Genomic DNA, 13,152 nt, shown 5'->3' on the forward strand with positions numbered 1-13,152 from the left:
GCAGAAGGGGACAGAGGCGACGCGGCCCGGGCCGCCGTAATTCGGTGGCCCCTGCACCGTACGCCCCGCTAGCCTCCCCCGGTGATCCCGCAGCCTGAGGAACCACGGCGAGGCGCGGCCTGAGCGACCGCAGAAGGGGACAGAGGCGACGCGGCCCGGGCCGCCGTAATTCGGTGGCCCCTGCACCGTACGCCCCGCTAGCCTCCCCCGGTGATCCCGCAGCCCGCGCTCCGCGCCGCCCGCCCTCGCTCATGAGCCTCAGCAGCTCCCTCATCGACGTAAGGCCGCTGCGCACCTCGCCCGTCTTCCGGCGCCTGCTGATCGGCCGGACGGTGTCCCTGTTCGGCGGGTTCATGACCTTCGTGACGGTCATGTACCAGGTGTGGGACCTGACCCACAGCACCGTGTGGACCGGCGCCGTCGGGCTGGCGGACGCGCTGCCGCTGGTGGTGTTCGGGCTGTTCGCCGGGGCGTGGGTGGACCGGGCCGACCGGCGGCGGGTCTTCCTCGCGGCCACCGTCGGCCAGGCGGTCTGCTCCGCGCTGCTCGCCGTACAGGGCTTCACCGGGCACGTCCCGGTGGTGGGGATCCTCGCCCTCGTCGCCGTGCAGTCGGCCTTCGGCGCGCTGGGCCACCCGGCCGCCGGGGTCTTCGTTCCGCGGCTGCTGCCCAAGGAGCAGGTGGCCGCCGGGCTGGCCCTGCAACAGGCCACCGGGCAGTCGATGATGCTGCTCGGCCCCGCCGTCGCCGGTGTGCTGCTGGGCTGGCTGGGCACCGGCCCCCTCTACCTGCTGGACGCCCTCAGTTTCGGCTTCGCCTTCTACGGCGCCTTCGGGCTGCCCGCGCTGGCGCCGGAGGGCGAGTCGTCGCGGACGGGTCTGCACGGGGTGCTGGACGGGCTGCGGTTCCTGGCGGGGCACCGGGTGGTGCGGGGCGCGCTGGTCACCGACCTCGCCGCGACCGTGCTGTCCTTCCCGGCCAGCCTGTTCCCGCTGGTCAACGCCGAGCGCTTCGGGGACGACCCGCGCGCGCTCGGACTGTTCCTGTCGGCGCTGGCGGTGGGCGGCATCCTGTCGTCCACGCTGTCCGGGTCGCTGACCCGGCTCGGCCGGCCGGGCCCGGTGATGCTGTGCACGTCCGCCACCTGGGGCGCGGCCCTGGTCCTGTTCGGGCTGGTCCGCAACCCCTGGGCCGGTCTCGCGCTGCTCGTCGTCGCCGGGGCGGCGGACGCCATCTCGGTCGTCTCCCGTGCCACGATCGTCCAGACCCACACCCCCGACGCGCTCCTCGGCCGGGTCTCGGCCGCCGAGGCGATCGTCGCCCGTGCCGGGCCCAGCATCGGCAATGTGCGCGGCGGCCTGGTCGCCCGCTGGACCTCCGGCACGACCTCCCTGGTCACGGGCGGCCTGCTGTGCGTACTGGCGGTGGCGGCGGTGGCCGGCTCGACGCCGCAGCTGCGAGAGGCGGCCACGGCACCGGACGCGGCGTAGGGCGGCGCGAGGCGGGCGCCTGGCGAGCCCGGCCCGCCCCCCTCAGCCGAGCCCGTCCGGCTCCCCGAAAGCCGCCCGGAACGCCTCGTGGAAGCCGGGGAACGTCTTGCGTACGCACCCGGGGTCGTCGAAGGTCAGCCCCGGTACCCGCAGCCCGGTGACCGCGAAGGACATGACGATGCGGTGGTCGCCGTAGGTCTTGATCTCCGCCCCCGGAAGGGGTGAGCCCGGGCGGATCTCGATCCAGTCCGGGCCGGTCGCGACGTCCACGCCGAGCCGCCGGAGGTTCTCCGCGCAGGCCTCCAGCCGGTCGCACTCCTTGACCCGCGTGTTGGCCACGTCCTCGATGCGGACGGGCCCGTCGGCGAACGGCGCGAGCGCGGCGAGCGTCGGCATGGTGTCGGAGACGTCCCGCATGTTGACGGTGAGGCCGCGCAGAACTCCCGTGCCGCGTACGGTCGTCCGGTCCTCGGCGACCTCCACCTCGGCGCCCATCCGCCGCAGCACCTCGACGAACCGCAGGTCGCCCTGGAGCGCCCCCGCCCCGAGGCCCGGCACGGTCACCTCGCGGCCCGGGGTGAGGGCCGCGGCGGCGAAGAAGTAGCTCGCGGTCGAGGCGTCCGGCTCCACCGCGTAGGTGGTGGCCCGGTAGCCGCCTCCCGGCACCTCGAAGACGTCGCCGTCGCGGACGACGTCCACGCCGAACGCCCGCATCATCGCGAGCGTGATCTCGACGTACGGCGCCGACACCAGGTCGGTCACCCGGATCCGCAGGCCCGCGCGGGTCAGCGGGCCGAGCAGCAGCAGCGCGGTCAGGTACTGGGAGGACTGGCCCGCGTCCAGCACGACCTCGCCGCCCTCGACGCCGGCCGCGTGGACGGTGAGCGGGTGGTGGCCCTCGACCTCCTCGTGCCGCAGGTCCACGCCCAGGTCGCGCAGGGCCCGGGTGAGGGGGCCGAGGGGGCGGCGGCGCATCTGCGGGGAGGCGTCGAAGCGGTAGGTGCCGTGGCCGGCGGCGGCCAGGGTGGGCAGGAAGCGGGCGGTGGTGGCGCCGTCGCGGCAGTAGACCTCGGCCTCGGCGACCGCCGGACCCTGCGGGCGGCCGTCCACCTGCCAGGCGTCCGGCGTACGGCCGATCCGGTAGCCGAGCCGGGCCAGGCCCTCGGCGAAGCCCTCCGTGTCGTCCGAGGACAGGGGCCGGACGAGGGTGCTTACGCCGTCGGCGGCAGCGGCGAGGAAGAGCGCGCGGGCGGTGATGGACTTGGAACCGGGGATCTCGACAGCGGGCATGGCCACATGATCGCAGCCCCGCCCGCGCGCCGGGCCCGGCGGTCCAGGGGCTGGACGATCACCCTTATGGGCGCTGCGCATTGCCTTGACGGAAAGAAACTTCCCGGATATTGGTGGCTGCTCGGAAGTTTCCTTCAGCGGTTCTCCTCCGGAAGGAGCGCACGTGCACGACAGCAGCACGGGAAACAGCACGGAAAACGGCACGGGAAACAGCAGGAACAGCGCACGGCCGTCCAGACGGGCCGTCCTCGCCGCGACCGCGGTTCTCACCGCCGCCCTGACCGTACCGACGAGCGCCCACGCCGCCGACCCCGAGGGCGACCGCCGACTGCGCGCCCTCGTCTCCCGCATGACGCTGGAGGAGAAGGTCGGCCAGCTCTTCGTGATGCGGGTCTACGGCCACTCCGCCACCGCCCCCGACCAGGCCGACATCGACGCCAACCTCAAGGAGCTCGGGGTCCGTACGGCCGCCGAGCTGATCGCGAAGTACCGGGTCGGCGGGATCATCTACTTCAGCTGGGCGCACAACACCCGCGATCCCCACCAGATCGCGGACCTGTCCAACGGGATCCAGCGGGCCTCCCTGGAGCAGCCCCGCGGCCTGCCGGTGCTGATCACCACCGACCAGGAGCACGGCATAGTGTGCAGGGTGGGCAAGCCGGCCACACTGTTCCCGGGTGCGATGGCGATGGGCGCGGGCCGCTCCCGGTCCGACGCCCGCACCCTCGGCCGGATCTCCGGCGCCGAGCTGCGCGCGATGGGCATCAACCAGGACTACTCCCCCGACGCCGACGTGAACGTCAATCCGGCCAACCCCGTCATCGGCGTACGGTCGTTCGGGGCGGACCCGGCCACGGTGGCGGAGCTGGTCGCGGCCGAGGTGAAGGGGTATCAGGCCTCCCGGGTCGCGGCGACCGCCAAGCACTTCCCGGGGCACGGCGACACCGCCGTCGACAGCCACACCGGCTTCCCGGTCATCACGCACAGCCGGGAGCTGTGGGAGAAGCTGGACGCGGTGCCGTTCCGGGCGGCGATCGAGGCGGGCATCGACTCGGTCATGACCGCGCACATCCAGTTCCCGGCCCTCGACGACTCCGGCGACCCGGCCACCCTCTCGCATCCGATCCTGACCGGCATCCTGCGCGGCGAACTCGGCTACGACGGGGTCGTGGTGACCGACTCCCTCGGCATGGAGGGCGTCCGCACGAAGTACGGCGACGACCGGGTGCCGGTGCTGGCGCTCAAGGCCGGGGTCGACCAGCTGCTCAACCCGCCCTCGATCGATGTGGCCTGGCACGCGGTGCTCAAGGCGGTCCAGTCGGGCGAGCTGACCGAGACACGCCTGGACGAATCGATCCTGCGGATCCTGCGGCTGAAGACGCGGCTCGGGCTCCTCGAGCAGCCGTACGTCAGCCAGGCCGGCGTCGACTGCACGGTGGGCACCGAGGAGCATCTGGAGACCGCCGACCGCATCGCCGAGCGGACCACGACCCTGCTCGTCAACGAGGGCGGCATCCTCCCGCTCGACCGCCGTACGCAGCCCCGGATCCTCGTCGTCGGCGCCGATCCGGCCTCCCCGTCCGGCACCACCGGCCCGCCCACGGGCGTGCTGGCCGCCGCCCTCACCGAGCTGGGCTTCACCGCCACCGCGCTGTCCACCGGCACCGCACCCTCCGCCGCCACCATCGACAAGGCGGTCACGGCGGCGCGGGACGCGGACGCGGTGGTCGTCGGCACGTACAACGTGACGGCGGGCAGCGCCCAGAAGACCCTCGTGCAGCAACTGCTCGCCACGGGCAGGCCGGTGGTGGCGATCGCCGTCCGCAACCCCTACGACGTGGCCCAACTCACCGCCGTCAAGGGCTACTTGGCGACCTACTCCTGGACCGACACGGAACTGCGCGCCGCCGCACGGGTGATCGCCGGACGGGTGGCGCCGCACGGACGGCTGCCGGTTCCGGTGCAGCGGGCGGACGATCCGGCGCGGGTGCTGTTCCCGATCGGATACGGGCTGACGTACTAGGTCCCGTCGTCAGCACGTCCTCAGCACGTCGTCAGCACAGGATCCAGCCGGAGTCGACCGAGTCCGGGCCCACCGAACCCTTGATGTAGACGCAGCGGTGGCCGGCATGCACGGTGATCGGGCCTGCGTGGTGCCTGAAGTAGCCCTTGTCCACGACGGCCCGGTTGCCGCGGGCCTGCACGCTGACCATCATCCAGCGGGTCACGCCCGGCTTCTTGGTGACGGTCATGGCGCAGACGTAGCCGTCGCGCTTGTAGACCTGCACGACACCGGATCTGAACGGCAGGGTCCGCACCGTGCGTCCGGTGCAGGCACTGTCCGCCGCCTGCGCGCTGCCCGGCACCGCGAGAGCGAATGCCCCGGACGCGGCCAGCACCGCCGCACCGAGCGCCAGGCGCCGGCGTATCGCACCACTGTCCACTGAGTCCTCCCCGTCAGACGACGGCCATGCTCGTACTCCCGTACTTACGTACTGATGTACGGACGCACGCGTGTGTTGCATGGTTGCACGACCGTCAGAAGGCGGTGAGACGGGGTCAGCGGGAGGCGCCCACCGGCTCCTCCGGTTCGGACTGGCCGATGAACGTGCGCCACAGCTCGGCGTACCGGCCGTCGCGGGCCAGGAGTTCCGCGTGGCTGCCGTCCTCGGCGACCCGGCCGTGGTCCATCACCACCACCCGGTCGGCGCGGGCCGCGGTGGTGAGCCGGTGGGCGACCACCAGCGTCGTACGGCGGCCCGCGAGGCGGTCGGTGGCCATGTTGACCTGGGCCTCGGTGGCCAGGTCCAGGGCGGCCGTCGCCTCGTCCAGCAACAGGACGTCCGGGTCCACGAGTTCGGCGCGGGCGAGGGCGATCAGCTGGCGCTGCCCGGCCGAGAGGTTACGGCCGCGCTCGGCGACCTCGTGCAGATAGCCGCCGTCGAGCGTGGCGATCATCTCGTGCGCGCCCACCGCCCGTGCCGCCGCCTCGACTTCGGCGTCGGTGGCCTCCGGGCGGCCGTAGGCGATGGCGTCCCGGATCGTGCCCGGGAAGAGGTACGCCTCCTGCGGGACGACCCCGAGGCGGTGACGGTAGGACGTCAGGTCCAGGGTGCGCAGGTCCGTGCCGTCCACGGTGACCCGCCCGCCGGTGGGGTCGTAGAACCGGGCCACCAGCTTCACCAGGGTCGACTTGCCGGCGCCGGTCTCGCCGACGAAGGCGACCGTCTGCCCGGCGGGGATCCTGAGGTCTATGCCCCCCAGGGCCTCCTCGTCGTCCCCGTAAGCGAAGTGCACGTCCTCGAATCCGATGTCGCCGCGCAGGGACAGGACGTCCCGGGGCTCCTCGGCGGACTTCGTGGACGTCGGCTCGCGCAGCAGCTCCTGGATGCGGCCCAGCGAGACCGTGGCCTGCTGGTAGCCGTCGAAGACCTGGGAGAGCTGCTGGACGGGCGCGAAGAACAGGTCGATGTAGAGCAGGTATGCCACCAGCGCGCCCGTGGTCAGCGTGGCCGCCTCCACCCGGTGCGCGCCCGAGATCAGCACGGCCGCCGCGGCCACGGAGGACAGCAGCTGCACGAACGGGAAGTAGACGGAGATCAGCCACTGGCCGCGGATGCGGGCGCGCCGGTAGCTGTCGCTGCGCTCGGCGAACCGCGCGCCGCCGTCCCGCTCGCGCCGGAAGGCCTGCACGATCCGCAGCCCCGCCACCGACTCCTGGAGGTCGGCGTTGACCACCGACACGCGCTCACGGGCGAGTTCGTACGCCTTCACGCTCGCCCGGCGGAAGAAGAAGGTGGCGATGATCAGCGGGGGCAGGGTGGTGAACACGACGAGGGCGAGCTGCACGTCGAGCACCAGCAGGACGACCATGATGCCGAGGAAGGTGACGACCGAGACGAACGCCGTGACCAGACCGGTCTGCAGGAAGGTCGAGAGGGCGTCGACGTCCGTCGTCATCCTCGTCATGATCCGGCCGGTCAGCTCGCGCTCGTAGTAGTCGAGGCCGAGCCGCTGGAGCTGGGCGAAGATCTTCAGCCGCAGCGCGTACAGCACGCGTTCGCCGGTACGGCCGGTCATCCGCGTCTCGCCGATCTGCGCCGTCCACTGCACCAGCACGGTGAGCAGGCCCAGCAGCGAAGCCGCCCAGACCGCGCCGAGGGCCATCTTGGTGACGCCCTGGTCGATGCCGTGGCGGATCAGCACGGGCAGCAGCAGACCGGCGCCCGCGTCGACGGCGACGAGCAGCAGGCTGAGGAGGAGGGGCGGCCCGAAGCCGCGCAGCAGGCGGCGGAGGCCGTAGGACTCCTCGGGGCGCACCGCGCGGGCCTCGTCTATGTCCGGGGTGTCGGTGGCCGGGGGCAGCGCCGCCACCTGGGCGAGCAGCTCCGGGGTGGCCGGGGAGCCGGCCAGCGCTGTGTCCTCGGCGTTCTTGGCCTCACGGTCGCCGGTCCACAGCCGCGGGGTGACCCCGCGCTCGGCGTCGAACTCGGCGTCCAGTTCCTCGCGGACGCTGGTGTCCTCCTGCGGCACGGGCGGCAGGGCGTGGCCCGGGGAGACTCCGCCCAGCTCGTCCGGGTCGGTGAGCAGCCGGCGGTAGAGGGCGGAGCGCTCCTGGAGCTCCTCGTGCGTGCCGAGATCCGCCAGCCGCCCCCCGTCGAGGACGGCGATGCGGTCGGCGAGGTTCAGGGTGGAGCGCCGGTGGGCGATCAGGAGGGTGGTCCGGCCCTCCATGACGTGCTTGAGGGCCTCGTGGATCTCGTGCTCGACACGGGCGTCCACGGCCGAGGTGGCGTCGTCCAGGACCAACAGGCGCGGGTCGGTGAGCAGGGCGCGGGCGAGCGCGATGCGCTGGCGCTGGCCGCCGGAGAGGGTCAGGCCGTGCTCGCCGACCTTGGTGTCGTAGCCCTCGGGCAGCTCGGCGATGAATCGATCCGCCTGAGCGGCACGGGCGGCGGCCTCGATCTCCTCCTGGGTGGCGTCCGGGCGGCCGTAGGCGATGTTGGCACGGACGGTCTCGGAGAACAGGAACGAGTCCTCCGGAACCAGCCCGATCGCGGCCCTGAGCGAGTCCAGGGTCAGCTCGCGCACGTCGTGCCCGCCGATCAGGACGGCGCCGTGCGTGACGTCGTAGAAGCGCGGGAGGAGGAGGGAGAGCGTGGACTTGCCGGAGCCGGAGGAGCCGACGACGGCGAGGGTCTCGCCGGGCTGTATTTCGAGGCTGAGCCCGTCGAGGACCTTGGAGCCGCTGTCGTACCCGAAGGACACGTCGTCGAACTCGACGCTCGCGGGTGCGTCGGCGGGCAGAGTCCGGGTGCCGTCCTGCAGGGTCGGCTCGGTGTCGATCAGCTCCAGGACGCGCTCGGTGCCGGCGCGGGCCTGCTGGCCGACCGTGAGGACCATCGCGAGCATGCGGACCGGGCCGACCAGCTGGGCGAGGTAGGTGGAGAAGGCGACGAAGGTGCCGAGTGTGATGTGCCCGCGCACGGCCAGCCAGCCGCCGAGCGCCAGCATGGCCACCTGGCCGAGGGCGGGTACGGCCTGGAGCGCCGGGGTGAACTTGCTGTTCAGGCGTATGGTGCGCAGCCGCCCCGCGAAGAGCTTGCGGCCGACCTCCCTGAGCTTTCCGGTCTCCTGCTCCTCCTGTCCGAAGCCCTTCACCACGCGTACGCCGCTCACGGCGCCGTCGACCACTCCGGCCACGGCGGCGGCCTGGGCCTGCGCGTACCAGGTGGCGGGGTGCAGCTTGCTGCGGCTGTGCTTGGCGATCCAGGCGAGGGCGGGGGCGACGGCGAGGGCGACCAGGGTCAGCGGCAGCGACAGCCACGCCATGATCGCCAGGGAGATGAGGAAGAGCAGGACGTTCCCGATGGTCATCGGGAGCATGAAGAGCAGGCCCTGGATCAGCTGGAGGTCGCTGGTGGCCCGGCCGACGACCTGCCCGGTCGACAGCTCGTCCTGGCGGCGGCCGTCGAGCCGGGTGATCGTGCCGTACATCTCGGTCCGCAGGTCGTGCTGGACGTCGAGGGCGAGCCGGCCGCCGTAGTAGCGGCGTATGTAGGTGAGCGCGTAGACGAAGACGGCGCCACCGATCAGGGCGCCGGCCCAGGGCCCCATGGAGCGGCTGTGGTCGCCGATCACGTCGTCGATGATCACCTTGGTGATCAGCGGGACGACGGCCATGACGGCCATACCGGCCAGGGACGAGCCCAGAGCGAGGACGACGTCCTTCGGATACCGCCAGGCGTATCCCGCCAGCCTCCGTGCCCATCCCCGTTGCGCTGCCACGCTGGTGCCTCCGTCGGTCCTGGTCTGCTCCTGATCTACCGGAACACACCAACGCACAGGCGAGCGAATTTCATCCCTCTGCAACAAAACAACGGCAGGCGTCAGACACGTACGCGCAAGTAATAGAACCGGGTCGTCTGGGTGGCCCTCTGGTTGTCGTCGCTCACCAGCAGGACCCGCAGGCGACCGGTGTGGTCACGGCCCGTGATCGTCATGCCCTCAATGTTGTCCAGCAAGGGGTTGGGCTGGGGCTGCCTGGCGGTCGCGCCCAGGCTCGGGCAGTCGGCGATGTCGGCGAGGAGAGTCTTCTGGATCAGACGGACGTCGGGCTGCCCGGTGAGGTTCTCGGTTCCGCTGGTGTCCGTGGCGTGGCGTATGTCGGCCAGGTAGAGGCGGACCGTGTTGCCGACGCCGGCGGTGAAGCCGCGCTCCAGGACGAGGAGACGGCCGTCGGGAGTGGCCTGGACCTCCGGGACACCGAGGCCGTCGTCGGTGCGGTAGGCGTACTGGGCGGAGAGCGCGAAGTGGTTGCCCTCGGTCCGGCGCCAGGTCTGGAAGCGGACGATGCCGGTGCTGTCCCCGGAGATCGCGTACTCCATGGAGGCCAGCAGGGTGCGGCCGTCGGGGAGCAGGGTCAGACTCTCGAAGGTCTGGTTGCCGGTGGCGCGCCCGGCCGGGGCGACCAGCAGGGAGGACGGCACCGGGAGCCGGTCGAGGATCTTCCCGTCGCGGGAGTAACGCCGGACGGACGGCTCGTTCTCGGAGGTGATCAGCCGGGTGCCGTCGCGATCGATGACCAGCCCCTCCGAGTCGAGGTCGGCGCCGTTCTCGTCGGCGAGGTGGACGGCCGACGTCGGCTGAAGGGTCGTCGGGTCCAGGCCGAAGAGGGCCGACCGGTCCTCCAGGGCCGCGATCGATCCGTCCCGGTCCACCGCGAGCGCGGAGAAGTTGCCGACGAAGGTGCCGTCGTACGTCGTCTTGTCGAGCGCGTCGGAGAAGCGGTCGAGGGCGACGGTGGACGAACAGGCGTGATCCGTGGCCGAGTTGGCAACGGCTGGCCCGGTGGCGGTCAGACTGGTGGCCGCCGCCAGGCCGGCGGTGAGGGTGGCGAGTACGGTTCGCAGGCGCATGGGCGTCACCGTAGGACGGGCCGGTGACGCCCGGTGGGCCACCTCGTGAAGTGTCAGCCGCTCGACGGCACGGCTGGGATCGCCTCGGCCGGGTCGGACGTCGGTGTGTAGCGCAGGGCGGTGGCGGTGGACGTGGTCGGGACGAGGTCCTTGTGGATGACCTTGGCCACGGCCTGGATGGTGTTGACGCCGTAGTCCATGGTGCTGTTGTCCCAGGTGAGCACGGACATCATGTAGTCGTGGCCGTTGCCGTTGAAGGTGCCGAGGCTGTGCACGCGCCAGCCGTGCGTGGAGCGCGGCAGCCAGCCGTTCTTGACGTGCACGGTGACGGTGGACGGCGCCCCGGCGGGCGTGCCCCAGCGCTGCGAGGAGATGACCTGGCTCATCAGCTTCAGGATGTACGCGCGGGAGTTGTCGCTCAGCACGGTGTTCTTGGCGGTGATGAGCTTGAGCAGCTTCTGCTCGTCCGTGACGTTGATCTGGGTCAGACCCCAGTAGCCGTTCGCCCCGGGCACGGTCTTCGTCATCCCGGCGGCGGCCAGGAAGCCCTTGATCTTCGTCAGTCCGAGCTGCTTCCAGAGTGTGGTGGTCGCATTGTTGTCCGACTGCGTGATCATGGCCCGGGTGAGCGTGACCTCACGGTCGGTCAGATAGCGGTTGTGCAGCTTCGCGTCCCACAGCAACGTGGCGAGGACGGTGACCTTGACGGTGCTGGCGGAGTCGTAGGAGTAGGTGGGCCGCAGTGCGCACGTCGTCTTGGTGACGCGGTCGTACACACCGACGGCCACGGTGCCCCTGCGGGTGGCGAGGGCGGCCGTGATGTCCTTCTGCAGCTTGGTGGCCAGAGCCGCGTTGGTGGCGGACGTACAGCTGACAGTCGGCGTGGCCGCGGCGGCCGGGGTGGCGGCGGCCACGGTGGGTATGAGCACACCGGCGGCAAGCCCGGCACCGAGCACACGGGCCCGCCGGGACGTGTGGCGAGTCATGGAGTTTCCCCCGTCCCTTTCAGGTGAGACGGCTACGTAGTGGACGCAGCCGCCTCCCTTGACTCGCCAGGGCGGCCGATAGTTGCACAGGGATTCGAGCGCAGGTGGGATCAGTCGTCACCGGCCGGGCAGGGGAGGCGGTCGCCCCGGCTCTGCGCGATCCGGTGTACGGCGGTCAGCGCCTCGCTCATCCGGCCGAGCAGAAACCGGAGTTGCGCGGACGTCGCACGGTGATCGGCGAGCATGTCGGCCGCGTGGTCGAGGAGGTCGGTCGCCATCCCGAGCTGCACGCTCTCCACGGTGTCGGCCACCTTGGAGAGATAGCCGGCTCCGTCGGTCACCAGGTAGCAGGGCTTGCCCTCCGACCCCGCCCAGGGCAGCAGACGTGCGCCGGTCGCACCGTTCGCCGCGTTCATGTCGCCCGTCACCTGCTCACCTCCACGCCCGCGGGCATACCGCACGACCCGATGCCGATCCCCGGCACCCTGGCCGGGAGTTCCGGCCGCGGGGGCCGGTAACCGGTGTGGTGGACGGTCGGCCCGTTCATGTGCGGGGAGTCGGCGTTCCGGCGGGGGCGGCGAAAGGGCCGTAGCACCGTCTCGAAGAGGCGGCGGGCGGTACGGTGACTCATGTCGTCAACTTCCTTGGAACTGGGGATGGATTGATGGCCACGCCCCCGGACCGGTCGCACGGTCGCGGGGGTTTCGCTTTGTGTTGCGATCCACTCACAGAGTGAGACGGTCGCCGCTAGGCTCGCCAGAGGGTCGGATGTGACAAGGCATTTGTCACAAAGGGGTAGCCATGGCGAACACGTACGGTGACTGGCTCAGGCAGCAGCGGGAAGCGGCGGGGCTGACACAGCAGGAGCTGGCCGACATGGCGATGATGACGCGTTCGCACATCGCCCACATCGAGGCGGGCCGCCGGATGCCGTCGAAGGAGGACGCGCGGCGCCTGGACAAGGCCCTGAACACGGGAGACGTGTTAAGCAGCTTCCTCCCGCAGGAGGATGTGGCGACAGCTGACTACTTCGAGGCGGTACGCGCACTCGAACAACAGGCGGTGATGATCCGCGAGTTCGCCCTGGCGTTCTTCCCGGGCATTCTCCAGACGGAAAGGTACGCACGTGCGGTTCTCGGCGCGGCGTTCCCTCCGGTGAGTGAAGACGAGCGTGACAGGCGAGTTGTCACACGCCTTGAGCGCGCGAAGATCCTCGAAGATCCGGTGACGCCCGTAGTGTGGGCGCTGCTGGACGAGACGCTGCTGCGACGCCCCGTGGCCGGCGGGGACATCATGGCCGAGCAACTCATGCACGTCGTTCGTCTCGCTGAGATCGGGCGCATCCGCGTACACGTGATGCCGTTTGGTGTGGGCCTTCATCCGTTGGCGACCAGCATGCTCACGCTGATGTGGTTCGAGGACCAGCCGCCCCTGGCGTACGGTGAGGGCCTGTGGGTGGGGAAGTTGCACGATTCCCCGTCCGTGGTCCGCGCGTTGCAGAGTCGCTACGAGCTCGCGCTGAGCGACGCGCTGTCTCTGAAGGAGTCACTGGCCCTGCTCAGGGCCACCGCGAAGGAGTACGGGCACCATGACTGACCGCACAATCCCGAACGGCGCCGTGCTGAGCGGCTGGCGCAAGTCGTCCCACAGCGATGACAACGCCGGCAGCTGCCTCGAAGTCCTCGACAACCACCCCTCCGGCGTCCCCGTCCGCGACTCCAAAGTTCCGCACGGCCCCGCACTGATCTTCTCCGCAGCCGATTGGTCGACGTTCATCACAGCCGTGAAGAACAGCGAGTTCCTCGCCTGAGCACCCCCGGAAACACATCAACAGCTCTGTACAGGCGAGGCGCTGAAAGTAAACCTCATCCCTCGCTACGCCGCCGCCACCTTCACTCGCTCGCTGGTCCTGGACGGCACCAAACCGGAGGCCAGCGCCTCCAAGCGCAAGGCGATGAGCTACGGCCG

Annotated in this window: 11 protein-coding genes; 4 read left to right on the plus strand and 7 right to left on the minus strand. The window is 71.1% G+C overall.

Translation table 11 applies throughout. The features are described 5' to 3' along the window. Positions 1–251 precede the first annotated feature (251 nt). Positions 252–1,490: an MFS transporter gene (locus tag ACWD35_RS07395; protein ID WP_451350190.1), complete on the plus strand. Its 1,239-nt coding sequence runs from the start codon at positions 252–254 to the stop codon at positions 1,488–1,490. A gap of 42 nt (positions 1,491–1,532) precedes the next feature. Here the strand turns inward: ACWD35_RS07395 and aroA are convergent, their stop codons facing one another. Further along, a complete protein-coding gene (gene aroA, locus ACWD35_RS07400) occupies positions 1,533–2,780 on the minus strand; it encodes a 3-phosphoshikimate 1-carboxyvinyltransferase (RefSeq protein WP_451350191.1) in 1,248 nt (415 codons plus the stop codon). 163 nt (positions 2,781–2,943) lie between these two features. Between aroA and ACWD35_RS07405 the strand changes: the two genes are divergently transcribed. After that, on the plus strand, positions 2,944–4,803 hold the full coding sequence (locus ACWD35_RS07405; RefSeq protein ID WP_451350192.1) for a glycoside hydrolase family 3 protein: 1,860 nt from the start codon (positions 2,944–2,946) through the stop codon (positions 4,801–4,803). Positions 4,804–4,834: 31 nt separating this feature from the next. Here ACWD35_RS07405 and ACWD35_RS07410 read toward each other — a convergent pair whose 3' ends face one another. The 6 genes from ACWD35_RS07410 to ACWD35_RS07435 all read right to left on the minus strand — a co-directional run bounded on the left by ACWD35_RS07410 (position 4,835) and on the right by ACWD35_RS07435 (position 11,815). Further along, positions 4,835–5,224, minus strand: coding sequence for a hypothetical protein (locus ACWD35_RS07410; RefSeq protein WP_451350193.1), 390 nt, complete (start codon positions 5,222–5,224; stop codon positions 4,835–4,837). A 115-nt stretch (positions 5,225–5,339) separates the two neighbouring features. After that, complete coding sequence (locus ACWD35_RS07415) at positions 5,340–9,068, minus strand: ABC transporter ATP-binding protein (RefSeq protein ID WP_451350194.1); 3,729 nt, start codon at positions 9,066–9,068, stop codon at positions 5,340–5,342. A 101-nt stretch (positions 9,069–9,169) separates the two neighbouring features. Further along, entirely contained in the window at positions 9,170–10,198 is a 1,029-nt protein-coding gene (locus ACWD35_RS07420; RefSeq protein WP_451350195.1) for an esterase-like activity of phytase family protein, read from the minus strand. A 53-nt stretch (positions 10,199–10,251) separates the two neighbouring features. Continuing rightward, a complete protein-coding gene (locus ACWD35_RS07425) occupies positions 10,252–11,184 on the minus strand; it encodes a serine hydrolase (protein WP_451350196.1) in 933 nt (310 codons plus the stop codon). A 110-nt stretch (positions 11,185–11,294) separates the two neighbouring features. Next, complete coding sequence (locus ACWD35_RS07430; RefSeq protein WP_451350428.1) at positions 11,295–11,600, minus strand: hypothetical protein; 306 nt, start codon at positions 11,598–11,600, stop codon at positions 11,295–11,297. Between the two features lie 8 nt (positions 11,601–11,608). Continuing rightward, positions 11,609–11,815: a hypothetical protein gene (locus tag ACWD35_RS07435; protein WP_451350197.1), complete on the minus strand. Its 207-nt coding sequence runs from the start codon at positions 11,813–11,815 to the stop codon at positions 11,609–11,611. Positions 11,816–11,985: 170 nt separating this feature from the next. On the opposite strand from ACWD35_RS07435, the gene ACWD35_RS07440 reads away from it, so the two are divergent. Together ACWD35_RS07440 and ACWD35_RS07445 are read left to right on the plus strand one after the other, a co-directional pair. After that, on the plus strand, positions 11,986–12,780 hold the full coding sequence (locus ACWD35_RS07440; RefSeq protein ID WP_451350198.1) for a helix-turn-helix domain-containing protein: 795 nt from the start codon (positions 11,986–11,988) through the stop codon (positions 12,778–12,780). Continuing rightward, entirely contained in the window at positions 12,773–12,994 is a 222-nt protein-coding gene (locus ACWD35_RS07445) for a DUF397 domain-containing protein (protein ID WP_451350199.1), read from the plus strand. The genes ACWD35_RS07440 and ACWD35_RS07445 overlap by 8 nt, the downstream gene beginning before the upstream one ends. Positions 12,995–13,152 lie beyond the last annotated feature (158 nt).

It is taken from the genome of Streptomyces sp. NPDC002671 (assembly GCF_053592475.1).